The organism is Ruegeria sp. AD11(2025) (assembly GCF_056542405.1).
Genome location: NZ_JBQFZU010000025.1, coordinates 1 through 15,766, shown reverse-complemented (window position 1 = coordinate 15,766; position 15,766 = coordinate 1). Strand labels below are relative to the sequence as shown.

The window sequence follows — 15,766 nt, the reverse complement described above, 5'->3', positions numbered from 1 at the left end:
CGCCTTGCTCCGTCAGGTGCCATGCAAATGGCGCTCTTCCATCTCACGGGCGAACTCGCTGAGCCGTAACTGAAACTGCCGCCGGAACCGCGCTTGTCCCAACCGCAACGATTGCAGCAACAGCCGCGCAGGCAGGGATCTGGCCGCAAGCGACATGTCGACACTCAGACGGGTGCGGCGCTGCGACAGGGCCAGTAATTCGATGATCGTCACCCCGTTCATGCCCTTACTCACCGCGTCGAATCGCAACAGGGACGGTGGGTCGCATTCGGCCATCTCAATCGCGATTTGGCGGGGTTTGCCGCGCAGCTTGAACTCGGTTTGCCACTGCGTACCCGGCACCACCCCCATATGGCCCGACAGGCGCCGCACTTCGATTCCGCGACGCATGGCCAAACGCTCGAACCGCTCAAAATCGGCGACCATTTCGAACACAGCATTGATCGGAGCTTCGATGTCTTCGCGCGCGGTAAACTGCATAACGGTTCGTGGTTCTCTTTGCTTCCAGCCTAGTATCTGTCAGTCAAGAGTATCTGCAAGCCAGTTTTGCAACAGGAAATGCGCAATGGCGCCCTTGCGGGCTGGCAGCAGCTTCGGATGCTCTCCTGCAAAGGCCTGCATCATCTCGGGCTTGCTTACCCACATCGCATCTTCGATTTCCACCGGATCAATGGTGATCTCGCGCGACAGCGCCTCACCCGCGCAGCCAAACATCAATGAGGCCGGAAACGGCCAGGGCTGGCTGGACAGATAACTGACCGCACCGACGGGCACGCCTACCTCTTCCATCACTTCGCGCCGGACCGCCGCCTCCAGTGTTTCTCCGGGTTCGACGAAGCCCGCCAGCAGTGAGTACATTCCCTCGGGCCAGCCTGGAGATCGCCCAATCAGCACCGAATCTCCGTGCGTGATCAACATGATGACTACCGGGTCGGTGCGCGGGAAATGTTGCCCGCCGCAGGACGGACAACTGCGCTGCCACCCCGCTTGTGATATTTCGCTCGCGGCACCGCAGCGTGCACAGAACCGGTGGGTTTCATGCCATCCGATCACCGCCTTGGCCGCTGCGGCCAGTTCCGCGTCCCGGGCGGACAGGCGCGTCATGATCCGGCGCAGTTCGGCAAAGACATGGCCTCGGGGCAGGTCGGGATGTTGCTGCTCTGTCCGATCAACAAATGCTCCCAACTGCGACATGTCCAGCCCCTCGGGGGACCAGTTCGAGATATCGAGGGCAAAAACAGGCGACCCGTCCGAGAGACCCAGAAACACGGGTTTCTCCACTCTGCCGCCCGGTCCGTTCTGCACCAATCCGTGCGTCATGGGGATCAGACCCAGCTGATCCAGCGCCTCGCCCCGAACCAGTGGCTTTCCTCGCCACAGCAGCATGCAGGACGCCTGCGGATGGGCGCGCATCCGCGCAAGCTGGTCCGCATCCCCCCGGATATGCGCCGCACGATCCAGGCCCGAGCCGCCAAACGTCACAAGTTCCGCATGTTTCATGAATGTTCCTTTGGGTCGTCGGCACAGGGCTGCCACGGCTGCAGCCGCGTTGCAATGGCAATTCCAAACAGCCGGAAACCTGCGGTCGTCAAATGATCGCAGTCACACCTTAAATGTTGCGCCTAATATACTTTTTGGGGAAAATGCTTAACATATAACTGCCAAAAGTAGAAATTTGTCACACCCCATTCATCTGCCGCGCCCTGTCTTGAAGATACGGATATTGGCAACCTCCGATCTGCATATGAATCTGAGCGGCTTCGACTACTACTCTGACGCCCCGGAACCCACGATTGGGTTTACGCGCACCGCCAGTCTGATCCGGGCTGCGCGGAACGAGGCGGTGGCGGCTGGCGCGCTGGTTCTGCTGTTCGACAACGGAGATTCGCTGCAAGGCACACCAATCGGGGAATGGGCTGCGGAACCGGCCAATGCGCCGCATATTCTGATGCAGGCCTTTGGTGATCTGGACTATGACGCCATCGGGCTGGGCAACCATGATTTCGGCTTTGGACTAGAGGTTCTGGATCGAGTTCTGGCCGACGCTCCCTGCGCGGTGGTGTGCAGCAATGTGCAAAGAAGGAATGCCGATCCTCTCTGGCACAGCCATGCAATCCTGACGCGTACAGTCCCGTACCAGGACCAGCAGGTTACGCTGAAAATCGGAGTGCTTTCAGTGCTTCCCCCTCAGACCGCCAAATGGGAGGCGCACCGGTTGCAGGACCGGGTCACCGTTGGCGATATCCTGACCTGCGCCCGCAACAAGGTGCGGGACTTGCACGCAGAGGGCTGTGATCTGATCCTTGCGCTGGCGCATACGGGGTTGGGATCGCCCTTTGCGGAACCCGATTTGGAAAACGCGATCATCCCGATGGCTGCCATCGACGGCATCGACGTCCTGATCGCCGGGCATTCCCACCTGACTCTGCCCGGTCCCGTGCATGAGGGGCTGAACAATGTCGATGCAGCCCGGGGGCGGGTACACGGGAAACCGGTGGTCATGCCGGGCCCGGCCGGATCGAATCTGGGGGTGATTGACCTGAACCTCCGCAAGGCGGATGACAGTACGTGGACGATAAAAGACCACAGCACCGAATTGCGCTCGGTTTGCCCGACCCGGTCTGGCGGAGAGGCCCATCCGGTTGCGGAAGACCCTGAATTGCTGCGGCTTTTCGCCAAAGGCCATTTGGAAACGCGCCGTCACACGGCTCAACCGGTGGGCCGAACCGATCAGCACCTGCACAGCTATTTCAGCTTTTGCGTTGAGGATAGAGGGCTTGCTTTGGCCGCAGCGGCGCAGGCGGCGGCTCTGCGCCCGTATCTGCAGGGATCGCCCGTTGCGGAGTTGCCCGTTCTGTCCGCGATGGCGCCTTCAAAATTCGGAGGACGCGCCGGGCCGCGGTTTTATGCGGATGTGCCACCTGGACAGGTATTCCTGCGTCATATCAACGACCTGTATGTTTTTCCCAACGAATTGCAGGCCGTTGTCGTTAATGGCGCGCAGATCGGCGATTGGCTGGAAATGTCGGCAAGCGTGTTCAACCAGATCAAACCGGGGTTCGAAACTGACCTGGTCGACCCCAGCCGGGCCGGGCATAATTTCGATGTTCTGCAAGGGTTGAGCTATCAGATCGACCTCTCGCAACCTCCACGCTTTGACTCCTCAGGTCATCTGAGCGCCTCTGCACATCGCCGTGTTCACGACATCCGATTAGAGGGCCGCCCGGTAACACCCGACAAGCGCTTTGTCGTTGCGGTGAGCAATTACCGAGCCAGCGGGGGCGGCTATTTCCCTTTTGTCGACCAGGCCGAGCCGATCCGGCTGCCTGCACGACCCGTTCAGCACATATTGCGAGACTACATCTCGGGTGCCCTGCCACGGGACCCGCTGGAAAAAGCGCCCCGCGCCTTTCAGTTTGCTCCATTTCCCGGCGCGACAACCCTGCTCAGAACCGGTCCGAAGGCCCGCGATCACATTGCTGAACTAGAGGAATACACCCCACAGCTGATCGGCGCAGACGATGACGGCTTTCTGCTGATCCGTTTGACGCTCTGACGGGTTGTCATTTCCGCGTCTGTTGCCTATATCGTGCGTTGAGAGGTTGGCGCGGGCGAGCGCCTCGCCAACCTGGTCAGGTCCGGAAGGAAGCAGCCACAACGAGCCCCGCTTGGGTCGATGTCCAACCTCTCACTTCCTCCCTGTAGCAAACGTAAAGCGCCAGAACCGGCGAAGTCATGCAATCAGCCGTGGCCAAAGGACTGCGTTGCGGCGGGCAAAAGCGCCGATGTGCCCAACTTCCGACAAGCCAAATTCACCGGGTGACAACAGGTGACGGCGCGCATCTGGGCCGTACAGATCGGCCAATCGCCACACCGCATTGGGCGGCACCACATCATCATCCTCGAAGGTAAACAGGTCCACGGGTGTCCCTGACTGCGCCCAGCGCGCATCAGGCAAGGAGATCCCGATCTCGGGCAGGTAGTTGCGCGGTGCGGTGCACCACCGCCGCCACTGCCAATATACCGATGCCGGCAGGTCCGCCCCGAACCCCAGCGCCTTGCCAGGAAGGTACCCCAGGGCTTTCACCGCCAAGGGAGCGTGACCATACCAGAACAGCAAAGCCAGCGCCCGATACGGCCAGGGGTGATCCGATACCGTTACAGGGCCAGAACAGACGCAGATCATGCGGTCGATCTGATCGACGTCGGGCTGAATCGGCCCCAGCATCCCGCCGACTGAATGTCCGATGCTCCACTGCTGCGCATCGGGGAACCTGCGCCGCATTTCAGCCCGGGCCGCGGGCATGTCGACCAAGGCCCAGTCGGCCATCTTGACCCGTGATGCTTTCAGCGATCCGTTCAGAGAATGGCCGAAATCGCTGTAGTCGTAAGTCAGACAGGCCATCCCCCGTTCGGCAGCCAGCCAGCGGGCAAAATGCTGGTAATAATCTCTCGGTACGCCGGTAGCACCGTGAATGACCACGGCCACCCGGGGCGCGGACGCTGGCAGATAAAGGCGTGCCGACAAGGAGCCCGTGCCGGACGGAAACTGAAAGTCCTCGGTCGAATCGGTTTGTGCAGTGTCCAGCATGGTTCGGTCTCCGGATTTTGAACCGATTGGTTCACTTTCTCCAGTCCGCAGTGTTTCCCGTCACAAGTCAACAGTGACCGTACATGACCACACGTCCGCTTGGCCGTGCAAATTGCCCGCTTGACTCGGGTCGCCCGTACCCGCTAGCGATGGTGTGATGGTTCTCGACCCCGATCGCTGGGCGAGATGAAAAGGGAACACGGTGCGGTTCTGCCCCGGTTATACCGGAACGAACCAAGGCCGCGACTGCCCCCGCAACTGTAAGCGGTGAGCAATGCCGAAATACCACTGGCCGAAAGGCTGGGAAGGTCGGCAACGCGATGACCCGCAAGTCAGGAGACCTGCCATCGAACCAAAACCGAAACTCGGGCGGGGTGTCCGGGCAGGTCGTCAGCATGCTGTCACACCTGATCTACGCCCCTTCCTACGCGCGGAGGGCGCACAATGATCTGGAAGACAAAGACCCACGAATACTCGGCCACCGTATGCCAGCGAACCGGCAAGACCTGCCCAGCTTTGGCACGGGTCGCGCGTGTCATTACACAGGCGATAGAGACCGCCGCACCCGCAACAACCCCCGATTTTCAGGTCGAAGGCAGCAGTGAACTGACCCATTGCCCCGAAGGTTGCACCGCCCGATTTTGCGCACGGCCTGATCAGATTCGGATCTTTTGCGGCACGGAGTCCGACGTTTCCACCGATTCACTTGATAGGTATGCCGACATGATGTTCGCGGATGTGTTCATCTCTCTGCCCGCCGATGTTATGGCCAGCCCGCCCTGCGCGATGCTCGAGGTTTTATTGCTGGCCGCAAGTCCGGTTGCGCAACCGGAGCAGCACGCGGCGCTCTAAGCTAGCTGCCCTTTCGGGCGCTGGCCGCCTGCGCCGCCCATTGCAACTGGCCGTCGGTTTCAACGGCGCAGGCCCGTACGGCGCGCAGACGTTTCAGCGCTGCCTCGGGCTGTTCGCCCTGTTCGACCATAAGGCGCAAAGCGACCATGCCAGACCGGCCACAGCCACCCCGGCAATGCACCAACACCCGCCCTCCTCGGGACAGGACTTGTGCCGCCGCTGCGCTGATCTCGGCCCATGCGGCCCGAACCTCTGGCGGTGGCGCGCCAAAATCCGGGACTGGCAGATGCGCCCACCCGATGGCGGCGACGCGAAGATCGTCACCGAATCCGGCGGCACCTTCCTCCAGCATCTCAACCTCAGTGGTCATGGAAACCACCAGATCCGGCTGCCAGTCCCGGATGGTACGAAGATCCTGCAGGTAGTTGCCGCCGCGCCCCGGGATTGGTGAAAGGGCAACCGTGCCATTTCCCACCTGCACAGCATGAATCGCAAAGAGTCTCAAAAGGTGGCCCTCCTGCGAACGTTTCTACGATGCGTAAACTGTCCTGCAAACCGAATTTCGACTACAGCGGCGGTGGACGCGGGCGGCAGGGGTCTCTACGCTGCATTCCTGAACCGAATCCGACAGAGCAGACATGAACGACACGCCAAGCCCCGCCTATCAGGTTCTTGCCCGCAAATACCGCCCCGAAACCTTTGCCGATCTCGTCGGTCAGGATGCGATGGTCCGCACGCTGAAAAACGCGTTCGAGGCCGACCGGATCGCACAGGCCTTCATCATGACCGGCATTCGCGGCACGGGTAAGACCACCACGGCGCGGATCATCGCCAAGGGCATGAACTGCATCGGCCCCGATGGTCAGGGCAAGCCGACCACGGAACCCTGCGGCCAGTGTGAACATTGCGTGGCCATCATGGAAGGCCGACATGTCGACGTGATGGAGATGGACGCCGCCAGCCGCACAGGCGTCAACGACATCCGCGAGATCATCGACAGCGTTCGTTACCGCGCCGCCAGCGCGCGCTATAAGATTTACATCATTGACGAGGTCCACATGCTGTCGACCAGCGCCTTTAACGCGCTGCTCAAGACGCTTGAAGAACCGCCTGAACATGTGAAATTCATCTTCGCCACAACCGAGATCCGCAAAGTGCCGGTAACGGTGCTATCCCGTTGTCAACGCTTCGACCTGCGCCGGATCGAACCTGAGGACATGATCGGCCTGCTTGGCAAGATCGCCGCGGCTGAGAATGCCCAGATCGCGGAAGACGCGCTGGCCTTGATCACGCGCGCGGCCGAAGGGTCGGCCCGGGATGCAACCTCGCTGCTGGATCAGGCGATCTCGCACGGGGCCGGGGAAACCAGCGCCGATCAAGTGCGTGCGATGTTGGGACTGGCCGACCGCGGGCGGGTGCTGGACCTGATGGACATGATCCTGCGCGGAGATGCCGCTGGCGCCCTGACCGAACTGAGCGCACAATACGCCGAAGGCGCAGATCCGCTGGCGGTGCTGCGCGATCTGGCCGAGATCACCCACTGGGTATCAGTGGTCAAGATCACCCCGGATGCAGCCGAGGACCCGACCGTTTCACCGGATGAGCGCGCCCGCGGTCAACAGATGGCTGAGGCCCTGCCTATGCGCGTGCTGACCCGGATGTGGCAAATGCTGCTGAAAGCGCTCGAAGAAGTCTCGGCGGCTCCGAATGCCATGATGGCTGCCGAGATGGCCGTGATCCGCCTGACCCACGTGGCCGACCTGCCGAGCCCGGAAGAACTGATCAAACGGCTGCAAGACGCACCGTCGCCCCCGCCGAACGGAGGCCCCGGTGGCGGCATGGCCGTACCGTCTCATGCGCCTGCACAGCCAGCTCCTGCTTCGTATACCACAACAGCGCGTGGCCCTGCTGGCGCACCCACCGCCGCGCTGGCCCAAGACACCCAAGCAGCCCTTGCGCGCTATCCTAGCTTTGACCATGTCGTGGAACTAATCCGCACAAACCGCGACGTGAAACTGTTGGTCGAAGTTGAAAATGGCGTCCGCCTCGTATCCTACCAACCCGGCCGGATCGAGTTCACACCGACGGATAACGCCCCCACCGATCTGGCCGCCCGGATCGGTTCGGCACTACAGCGGTGGACCGGAAACCGCTGGGCGGTGTCCATCGTCGCCGATGGGGAAGCGGCAACCATCGCCGAGGTCCGTGACGCAGCTGATCTGGCATTGAAGGCGCAGGCCGAGCAGCACCCTTTGGTGCAGGCCGTCCTGATGCAGTTTCCCAAAGCGCGCATTAAACGGATTGAGACACCGGAAGAACGCGCTGCCAAGGTCGAAACCGAAGCCCTGCCCGAGGTGGAAGACGAATGGGATCCCTTCGAGGAGGATTGATCCTCTCTTTTGCAGCTTCAAGTGCGATGGCCGAGGTATGCGATAAAGAAAGACCGCTGTGGGACCCGACGTCAGGACCTGCGTCCATGCTTGACGAGTTCGTGGCACTGGCCCTCAACCCGTTGATCGTAGTTCTTGTGAGTCTCAGCCTGATCGCGATCACAGGAAATCGACGTGTTATCAAGTGGGTGATCGCCGCGCTGTGGTTCCTTGCTGCCATTGTGGTTAGCGGGGATTATTATGGCCCCGTATTGGACGATGTCAGATGGGAAGCAATGCGCGAAGGTTGCATTGGATCTCCCCTCTTGTTCCTTGGGCTGGCAATTGCGATATGTGCCACACTCATTCACGGCGCTCTGCGCCCCCGCAATTAGGAGAAAGAACAATGCTCAAAGGACTCGGCGGTCTGGGCGATATGGCCAAGATGATGAAATCAGCGCAGGATTTGCAGGCCAAGATGACGGATATGCAGGAAGAGCTAAACAACCTGATGGTTGTCGGCGAATCCGGCGCAGGTCTGGTCAAGGCGACCGCCACTGCCAAGGGTGAGCTCAAAGGTCTGGACATCGACCCGTCGATCTTCAATGGCGACGACAAGGAAGTGGTCGAAGACCTGATCCTGGCCGCCATCAAAGACGCGCAGACCAAAGCGGCCGAGCGTTCTCAGGCCGAGATGGCAAAACTGACCGAAAGCATGGGTCTGCCCGCAGACATCAAACTGCCGTTCTGATAGACACTCCTGACGGAAAACCGGCCGGGCACCCCTGCCCGGCCCTTTTGCAGGAGCATTCGCGGTGAGCTCGAACAGCGATATCGACAATCTGATCGACCTGATGGCCAAGCTGCCGGGCCTCGGGCCCCGCTCGGCCCGTCGCGCCGTGCTGCACCTGATCCGCAAACGCGCCCTATTGCTGACACCGCTATCTGACGCGATGCAGCAGGTTGCCGTCACCGCCCGAGAATGCCTGAACTGCGGCAACGTGGGCACCACCGACATCTGTGACATCTGCGACAGCGAGGCCCGCGCGACCGGAGAACTGTGCGTGGTCGAGGACGTCGCCGACCTCTGGGCGATGGAGCGCGCCGGGGTCTTCAAAGGCCGCTATCACGTTCTAGGCGGCACATTGTCGGCACTGGACGGTGTCGGCCCGGACGAGTTGCGCATCCCCCGCCTCAAAGACCGCGTGACAGCCGAAGGGATCACCGAGATTATCCTCGCCCTGAACGCCACCGTCGACGGCCAGACCACCGCCCACTACATCGCCGATCAGTTGGAGGGACAGGTCCGTTTAACCTCACTAGCGCAAGGCGTGCCAATTGGCGGAGAGCTGGATTATCTGGATGACGGGACGATTACGGCGGCGCTACGGGCGCGGAAGGAATTGTAGTTCAAATCTGAAACAGGCTACTGATAAATAATCATATTACAATCCTGATCTCCCAACTATCAAAAATGAGAAACACCCACTGTACAAACTAGCCTTCCACTTTTTTCGCATTTATTGGCTGCCCGCCTTGTTGGCGTCTGTAGCCTTGTTTCTTTTGGACATTTGGGGGCATGGTAGTTTCGGGAGCGGCCTCGTTCCACAGCTTATTTTCTATGGTTTTATGGCCTTCGTGTTTCACTTTACGTTGCTCACAAAAACCCGGGTTTCGATGTTCGGAAGTGCCGCAGGGACCCCGTCCCCTGGTTGGAGCTTCTGGATCGCAGTAAACCTGCCGATATTGGCCCTAATTGTGTTGATTATCGTTTCTTACGTATTCTTTAGAACCTTTTTTCCAACCGACGTGATGACTGAAGCCGCCGCGAAGGGCTTCGCGATTATTTTGTCACTCATTTGCATGGGTGTTTTGCTGGCTTTGGTCGGGACAATGATCCCAGCTGCTGCAATCAGAACGTCCATGGGTATCAAACTGGCCTTGAGACGAGCCCGCAAAAGCTTTTGGTTTGTACTTTGGAGGCTAGTTGCCGGCCCCACCATCTACTCAGTGCTTTTGCTTGGTCTATTCATTTTTATGGGCCAGTATGGATTTACACCTGCCCAACCTGTGACATTCACCGACATCTCAGTCACCAATGCCGCCTACTACACGATCACTGAGTTTCTGGGGCTTTTTAACACCGCGCTTGCGGCTTCCATCCTCTCGATGGCCTACGTGCGTGCAGAAGAGGGCCGGAAACTTAATATGCGCGAAAACTACAACGCCTAATCTTAAAGACATATACTTAGAATAGGGAATCTTCTGTTCGTTTTGCTCGGTTTTCTCCCATCCAGTAAATAAACATTTTGGAATGCATGCTTGTGACCCGCCTTCTCGCCCTCACCTTCGCCGCTTTCACCGCAACCGCTGCCCTGTCGCAAGAACTCATCGACAAAGGCTTCGTCGAAGGCTGGAACATCATGATGGACCCCGCTCTTGGCAACGGGTGTCTGATCCAGACGATGTATCAGGACCTCTCGGTGGTGCGCATCGGTTATGACGCTTTGGACAATCGCGGGTATTTCGCCGTCTACAACAAGGCCTGGGGCGACATCGAGCAAGGCAAAAGCTATCCGATCCGGTTCGAGCTGGACGGAAAGAGCTTTGACGCCACCGCCATCGGCTTCAATCAGCGCGACGTACCGGGCGCGACGGTGTTTTTCACTGACCAGAACTTCGTTAACGCCATCGCTCAGAACAAGACGATGACCGTCTACAACCCGGCAGGCGAAGTAGTGATGGCGATCGATCTCAATGGCACCGCCAAAGCGCTGGACTATGCGCGGGATTGCCAGAACAAAAAGCTCTAACGAATCGGATCGAACAGCGCGTCCTTGGCCGTGCAGTCGCGGATCACGTCCCGTCCGCAAGGCACCGGTTCAAGGTCGCGGGACAAGCACAGGCGAACTTCTTCAATGTAGCCCTGTTTGCAGGTGATGGTGATCATGTCCCGCTCCAGCACGGGATTGGCTTTCAGAAACGCATCCTCCACGACCGATGCGGGCAATTTGACCGTGGCGTCCAACTTGCGGAACACCTGCGGACGCGTGACACCTTCGTAAGCCCGCCGTGACAGCGCAAAGTAGTCAGGTGCGCTGAGCCCGGAACAGGTGCCGTGTTTCTTCCACTGGTGCCATGCAAGGCCCGGCGATCCCTGAATGTCTGCCATATCGCGGGTCATGGCGCGCGACGGCGGTGCCTTGGGTGTACGACAGTAGGCAGGCCAGCCCTGATGGTATTGCGGCCAAAGCCCGTGCAATACCCACCCGTGGTCATGGCGCGCATCACATTGGTCCGATCCACGCACATCACCTTCCCGCGCGCACCAGTTGGGCGACCAGCTCAGAGACAGAACATAATAGTCGAACTCTCCCGCCTTTTCGCCATCAGCCAGCGCTGCCACAGCGCTGAACACCCACAAAATTACCCAGCGCATTCGCCTCTTCCCTTCTTGCCTTTGCGCGACTATATAGGCCCCAAGTTCCCCGACAACGGAAACCTGCCCCAAGACCAAGGGGCCGCCGAATTCCGGCGACGGGATAGATGTATTTATAGGAGACGGGCTGATGGCAAAACCGCTTATGGCCAAGGCAACAGCCGTATGGCTGGTGGACAACACCACGATCAGCTTCAAGCAGATCGCGGATTTCGTAGGCATGCACGAACTTGAGGTGCAGGGCATCGCAGACGGCGACGTCGCGGCAGGTGTGAAAGGCTTTGACCCCATCGCCAACAACCAGCTGACGCAAGACGAGATCGATACCGCGCAGAACAACCCGCTGCACAAGCTGAAGCTCAAGTTCAACCCGGCTGCGTCGGGCGAAGAAAAGCGCCGTGGACCACGTTACACTCCGCTATCCAAGCGACAGGATCGTCCGAACTCGATCCTGTGGCTGGTCAAGTTCCATCCGGAACTCAGCGACGGTCAGATAGCCAAGCTGGTGGGCACCACCAAACCGACCATTCAGTCGATCCGTGAACGCACCCATTGGAACATCTCGAACATGCAGCCGATCGACCCGGTTGCGCTGGGCCTTTGCAAACAGTCGGAACTGGACGCGATCGTTCAGAAGGCCGCTGCCAAGAAGGCCGCAGAAGGTGGCGTGATGTCTGACGACGAGCGCCGCAAGCTGGTTTCCACCGAGCAGTCGCTCGAAATGGACGCTGCACCCAAGATTCCGACCGCCATCGAAGGTCTGGAAACTTTCTCGCTGTCTGACGACCCGGCAGAAGAGGCCGAGGAAGAACCGATCATCGACGCCGACAGCTTCTTCAACCTGCCCAAGGGCGGGGCCGAGGATGAAGACGAAGACGATCTGCGCCCCTAACGCTCAGATGGCCCCGGCAGAACAGGCCGGGGTCTTTTTTTGCAGAAAACCATGCTGTCCATCCTGTCCAAAATCTTCGGCCCGCACCGTGCCGTATCGATCTACGCTTTCCTGAAAACCTGGGGTTTGCTGGTGGTCGCAATCGTTGGCACCATCATGGTGGCGACAGCATTGCTGGTACTCAATGACGATGGCACGCACGAGCATGACTCGTTCATCACCGTTGCGGTCCTATCGGCAACGCCGATCAACGGCGACCTTAAAAACGGTGTCATCGCCTCGGTCCGTTTGCCGGATGGGTCGGCCACTTCCATCAATGAACCCAAAGAGCATGTCGCCCGAACCGTCGGCACCACAGCCTGTGTGGAAAAACGCGTCTACGTCGAAAGCGGAGAGGCACGGTACCGATTCAAACTGCCGAGCCTCTGCGAGGCTGACAAATAAGCAAAACCGCCCGGTGGTCACACCGGGCGGTTTTTCCTTCAGATCACCTGAAAGATGATCCCCGCGATTATGGCACCTGTGATCCCCAACCCCAGATAAATTGCAAAAACATGGGGTTTGACCAGCGACCAGACCGCCGCCATCGCCGGGATCGAACTGACCGCGCCGGCGATCATGAACGACATCGCCGCCCCCGCGCTCATCCCCTGTTCCATCAGCCCCGCCAACAGTGGCGGCGCGACGTAAGAGTTCAGATAGGCCGGCATCCCGACCAACGCAGCGATCACGATTGGAACGATGCCTTCACCACCGACCACGCGTGCAATCAGATCGGCCGGAACATAGCTGACCAGCAGTGCCTCGAGCACGTAGGCCAGAGCCAGCCATTTCAGCAGGAACAACCCATTGTGAACAAACTCGGACCGGAACCGCTGACGACGTTCGGGCTCGTGCCAGAACAACCAGACCGGTTTGTCATCCTGCTTCGGACCACATCCACAGCACCCAGCCGGTTTGTATTCACGCAGAGGTTGGGCGAATGCCCCCGAACGCATGAGACCACGCACGATGAAGCCTCCGAACAGACCCAGCGCGACAGCCGCAACGGCTTTTCCCATGGCAAACGGCCACCCCAATGCGCCCGCAGTGATCAGCAAGGTCGGTGGATCGATCAACGGAGAGCTGAGCCAGAAGGCCATCACAGCAGACAGAGGCGCGCCGAGCGCCAACAGCCCTGCGATGAACGGAATAACCTCGCAGGAACAGAACGGGGCCAACCCGCCGAACACTGCGGCAAGGAAGATCATCCGCGTTTCGCGCCCTTCAAAAGCGCGGGCAACCATGACTTCGGCCCCGGTCGCCTTGAGATAGGACAGCAACAGGACTGCGAACAGGATGTACTGACCGGTATGCGCCAGCGCCTTTCCCGCAAAGGTTACGACGTCACCCCAGTTGCCCGGGTCCAGAACGACCACGGCGGCAAGGATTGCTACGATCAAAGCCCAAGGCGTTTTGATCAGATCCAGGGCGGCCTTGGCCGAAACCTTCGGGTTTTGTGTCAACTCAGCCATCGTTCGCGGCCTTTCCCACTTCGTCAGCGCAGCACTCGGCAAGGATGAACTGCGCGAGATTTCTCAACTCGTCATAGCAGGCGCGATTGATTGTGCTGCGCCCGACTTTCTCTTGCTCAACCACGCCGCCAGCAGCCAGAAACCGCAGGTGATGCGCCAGGGTCGACGGGGCGATCCCCGTCCGCTCCTGTATCTCGCCAACCGTCAGTCCGGCCTGCCCGGCCCGTACCAACGTCCTCAGAACCTTCAGCCGGGCCTCGGACCCCATGGCCGAAAATCCTGCTGCAGCGGTCTCCCACATCGCAATTACTCCATTACACTAGATTTTTGGTTATTTAATCAAATCCAACCATAGGGTCAACTACCTGCATCACGAATTCTCGGTAAATTCGTAAGTCCAGATTGCTCACCCCATAAGTCCAACCTATAAGACCCTATGGCAATATCGGTCGAAACCTTCTTTCTTGAGCTGAACGGGCAAGGCACACTGCAGGCGCAGATCCAGCAGATGATTGCCGAGGGCATCCTGTCCGGCAGGTTCCATGTCGGGGAAAAGCTGCCCTCGTCCCGCAAACTGGCAGCCCATCTGGGCGTCAGCAGGATCACGGTGACGCTGGCCTATACCGAGTTGCTGGCCAATGACTACCTGACAGCCAAAGGCCGGTCGGGGTATTACGTTTCGCAAAACGCGCCGGTGCCGCCGAAATACACTCCCGTCCAGCGGGGCACTGAAACTGTGGATTGGGATGGGGCGCTGGCCCGGCGGTTCTCAGGGGGCGATGTGCTGTCGAAACCGGCCGACTGGCGCAACTACCGTTATCCGTTCATCTACGGGCAAGCCGACCAGACCCTGTTTGACCACGCCAATTGGCGCCTCTGCGCCGTGCGGGCGCTGGGCCATAAGGATTTCGAGTCCCTGACCGCAGATTACGTCGATCAGGATGATCCGCTGCTGGTCGAGTTCATCGCCCGCCACACTCTGCCCCGCCGCGGTATCGCCGCCCGCCCCGAAGAGATTCTGATCACCATGGGTGCGCAGAACGCGCTGTGGCTGGCCTCGCGCATCTTGCTGACTCACAACCGAACAGCCGTGATCGAAGACCCCTGCTACTACGCCCTGCGCAACCTGTTGGAGCACTGGGATTGCGACGTAACCCCACTGCCGGTTGATCGCGACGGGCTGCCGCCGGATGCGCTGCCCGAGGACACCGACGTCATCTTCACAACACCCAGCCATCAAAGCCCGACGACCTCTACCATGCCTGTCAGCCGTCGACACAGATTGCTGGAGCGCGCACGGGAACTGGACGCGATGGTGGTCGAGGATGACTATGAATTCGAATTGGCCTTTCTGGGCGCGCCCTCCCCGGCGTTGAAGTCGATGGACCGGGACGGGCGAGTGATCTATGTGGGCAGCTTTTCGAAATCATTGTTCCCGGGATTGCGGCTTGGCTACATGGTCGGGTCCGAGCCGTTTATCCGCGAGGCGCGCGCGCTGCGGTCGCTGGTGCTGCGTCATCCGCCGGGACATATCCAGCGCACGGCGGCCTATTTCCTGTCGCTGGGCCATTACGATGCGCAGATCAGGCGCATGTCCAAGGTTCTGGCACGACGGCGCGAAGCTCTGGACAACGCGGTCGAAGAACACGGGCTGACCGTGGCCGGGCGCGGCATTCTGGGCGGGTCCTCGCTGTGGATGTCGGCCCCCGACCATATCGACACAACCCGGCTGGCACTCACCTTGCAGGACCAGAGCGTTCATATCGAGCCCGGCGTGCCGTTCTTCTCTGGACCGGATCGCCCGCAGAATTTCTACCGCCTCGGCTACTCTTCGATCCGGCAGGACCGTATCGAGCCGGGTGTGAAGCTGATCGCCGAAGCCATTCGCGAAAGCTGACACGCCTCTGGACCTATTCCGCCGCAAATTCTGGCCCTAACGCCGCCCGGTCCCTTGCGCCTAAACCATATCTAACGCTGGGCTGGTGGCTCAGCTCCACTTAGCTTTGCGCGGAGAACACACAGATGAAAATGACGACGGAAGAGGCCTTTGTTAAGGTTCTGCAGCTTCACGGTATTGAACACGCGTTTGGTATCATTGGTTCGGCGATG

At 59.7% G+C, this 15,766-nt stretch carries 18 protein-coding genes, 1 other RNA gene and 1 riboswitch; of the genes, 12 read left to right on the top strand and 7 right to left on the bottom strand.

Features of this window, described 5'->3' with window-relative positions:
- Nucleotides 1-12 precede the first annotated feature (12 nt).
- Both ACR1XY_RS19025 and nudC read right to left on the bottom strand, forming a co-directional pair.
- Nucleotides 13-480 carry an SRPBCC family protein gene (locus ACR1XY_RS19025; RefSeq protein WP_480595499.1) on the bottom strand — a complete coding sequence of 156 codons (468 nt, stop codon included), beginning with the start codon at nt 478-480 and terminating at the stop codon, nt 13-15.
- 39 nt (nt 481-519) lie between these two features.
- Nucleotides 520-1,500 (bottom strand): NAD(+) diphosphatase, encoded by a 981-nt coding sequence (gene nudC / locus ACR1XY_RS19020; RefSeq protein WP_480595498.1) that lies wholly within the window; start codon nt 1,498-1,500, stop codon nt 520-522.
- Nucleotides 1,501-1,675: 175 nt separating this feature from the next.
- Here nudC and ACR1XY_RS19015 point away from each other — a divergent pair, with 175 nt between their 5' ends.
- A complete protein-coding gene (locus ACR1XY_RS19015) occupies nt 1,676-3,556 on the top strand; it encodes a bifunctional 2',3'-cyclic-nucleotide 2'-phosphodiesterase/3'-nucleotidase (RefSeq protein ID WP_480595497.1) in 1,881 nt (626 codons plus the stop codon).
- Between the two features lie 39 nt (nt 3,557-3,595).
- Nucleotides 3,596-3,694: signal recognition particle sRNA small type (gene ffs, locus ACR1XY_RS19010), an RNA gene on the top strand.
- Nucleotides 3,695-3,733: 39 nt separating this feature from the next.
- On the opposite strand, the gene ACR1XY_RS19005 is transcribed toward ffs, so the two are convergent.
- Entirely contained in the window at nt 3,734-4,591 is an 858-nt protein-coding gene (locus tag ACR1XY_RS19005; protein ID WP_480595496.1) for an alpha/beta hydrolase family protein, read from the bottom strand.
- Nucleotides 4,592-4,732: 141 nt separating this feature from the next.
- Nucleotides 4,733-4,954: riboswitch (cobalamin riboswitch) on the top strand.
- A gap of 81 nt (nt 4,955-5,035) precedes the next feature.
- Here ACR1XY_RS19005 and ACR1XY_RS19000 point away from each other — a divergent pair.
- The gene (locus ACR1XY_RS19000; RefSeq protein ID WP_480595495.1) at nt 5,036-5,443 is read left to right on the top strand and encodes a hypothetical protein; all 408 of its coding nucleotides are present in this window, start codon (nt 5,036-5,038) and stop codon (nt 5,441-5,443) included.
- Between the two features lies 1 nt (nt 5,444).
- On the opposite strand, the gene ACR1XY_RS18995 is transcribed toward ACR1XY_RS19000, so the two are convergent.
- Nucleotides 5,445-5,948: a protein-tyrosine phosphatase family protein gene (locus tag ACR1XY_RS18995; protein ID WP_480595494.1), complete on the bottom strand. Its 504-nt coding sequence runs from the start codon at nt 5,946-5,948 to the stop codon at nt 5,445-5,447.
- A 133-nt stretch (nt 5,949-6,081) separates the two neighbouring features.
- Between ACR1XY_RS18995 and ACR1XY_RS18990 the strand changes: the two genes are divergently transcribed.
- The 6 genes from ACR1XY_RS18990 (at nt 6,082) to ACR1XY_RS18965 (ending at nt 10,625) form a co-directional block, all read left to right on the top strand.
- Nucleotides 6,082-7,833: a DNA polymerase III subunit gamma/tau gene (locus tag ACR1XY_RS18990; RefSeq protein ID WP_480595493.1), complete on the top strand. Its 1,752-nt coding sequence runs from the start codon at nt 6,082-6,084 to the stop codon at nt 7,831-7,833.
- A gap of 86 nt (nt 7,834-7,919) precedes the next feature.
- Nucleotides 7,920-8,207, top strand: a complete 288-nt coding sequence (locus ACR1XY_RS18985) for a hypothetical protein (RefSeq protein ID WP_475211595.1) — start codon at nt 7,920-7,922, stop codon at nt 8,205-8,207.
- Between the two features lie 11 nt (nt 8,208-8,218).
- Nucleotides 8,219-8,563 (top strand): YbaB/EbfC family nucleoid-associated protein, encoded by a 345-nt coding sequence (locus ACR1XY_RS18980; protein ID WP_475211596.1) that lies wholly within the window; start codon nt 8,219-8,221, stop codon nt 8,561-8,563.
- 64 nt (nt 8,564-8,627) lie between these two features.
- A complete protein-coding gene (gene recR, locus ACR1XY_RS18975) occupies nt 8,628-9,221 on the top strand; it encodes a recombination mediator RecR (protein ID WP_480595491.1) in 594 nt (197 codons plus the stop codon).
- Nucleotides 9,222-9,366: 145 nt separating this feature from the next.
- Nucleotides 9,367-10,044 carry a hypothetical protein gene (locus ACR1XY_RS18970; protein ID WP_480595490.1) on the top strand — a complete coding sequence of 226 codons (678 nt, stop codon included), beginning with the start codon at nt 9,367-9,369 and terminating at the stop codon, nt 10,042-10,044.
- A gap of 92 nt (nt 10,045-10,136) precedes the next feature.
- Nucleotides 10,137-10,625: a hypothetical protein gene (locus ACR1XY_RS18965; RefSeq protein WP_480595489.1), complete on the top strand. Its 489-nt coding sequence runs from the start codon at nt 10,137-10,139 to the stop codon at nt 10,623-10,625.
- Here the strand turns inward: ACR1XY_RS18965 and ACR1XY_RS18960 are convergent.
- Nucleotides 10,622-11,251 carry a ribonuclease T2 family protein gene (locus ACR1XY_RS18960; protein ID WP_480595486.1) on the bottom strand — a complete coding sequence of 210 codons (630 nt, stop codon included), beginning with the start codon at nt 11,249-11,251 and terminating at the stop codon, nt 10,622-10,624. The two genes, ACR1XY_RS18965 and ACR1XY_RS18960, sit on opposite strands and share 4 nt — an antisense overlap.
- A gap of 130 nt (nt 11,252-11,381) precedes the next feature.
- Between ACR1XY_RS18960 and ACR1XY_RS18955 the strand changes: the two genes are divergently transcribed.
- Together ACR1XY_RS18955 and ACR1XY_RS18950 are read left to right on the top strand one after the other, a co-directional pair.
- Nucleotides 11,382-12,143, top strand: coding sequence for a DUF1013 domain-containing protein (locus tag ACR1XY_RS18955; protein ID WP_480595484.1), 762 nt, complete (start codon nt 11,382-11,384; stop codon nt 12,141-12,143).
- A gap of 39 nt (nt 12,144-12,182) precedes the next feature.
- Nucleotides 12,183-12,587: a hypothetical protein gene (locus ACR1XY_RS18950; protein ID WP_480595483.1), complete on the top strand. Its 405-nt coding sequence runs from the start codon at nt 12,183-12,185 to the stop codon at nt 12,585-12,587.
- A 38-nt stretch (nt 12,588-12,625) separates the two neighbouring features.
- Here ACR1XY_RS18950 and ACR1XY_RS18945 read toward each other — a convergent pair whose 3' ends face one another.
- Nucleotides 12,626-13,657 (bottom strand): permease, encoded by a 1,032-nt coding sequence (locus tag ACR1XY_RS18945; protein WP_480595482.1) that lies wholly within the window; start codon nt 13,655-13,657, stop codon nt 12,626-12,628.
- Nucleotides 13,650-13,958 carry an ArsR/SmtB family transcription factor gene (locus tag ACR1XY_RS18940; protein ID WP_058283064.1) on the bottom strand — a complete coding sequence of 103 codons (309 nt, stop codon included), beginning with the start codon at nt 13,956-13,958 and terminating at the stop codon, nt 13,650-13,652. The genes ACR1XY_RS18945 and ACR1XY_RS18940 overlap by 8 nt, the downstream gene beginning before the upstream one ends.
- A gap of 135 nt (nt 13,959-14,093) precedes the next feature.
- On the opposite strand from ACR1XY_RS18940, the gene pdxR reads away from it, so the two are divergent.
- A complete protein-coding gene (pdxR, locus tag ACR1XY_RS18935; RefSeq protein WP_480595481.1) occupies nt 14,094-15,554 on the top strand; it encodes a MocR-like pyridoxine biosynthesis transcription factor PdxR in 1,461 nt (486 codons plus the stop codon).
- Nucleotides 15,555-15,766: the final 212 nt, after the last annotated feature.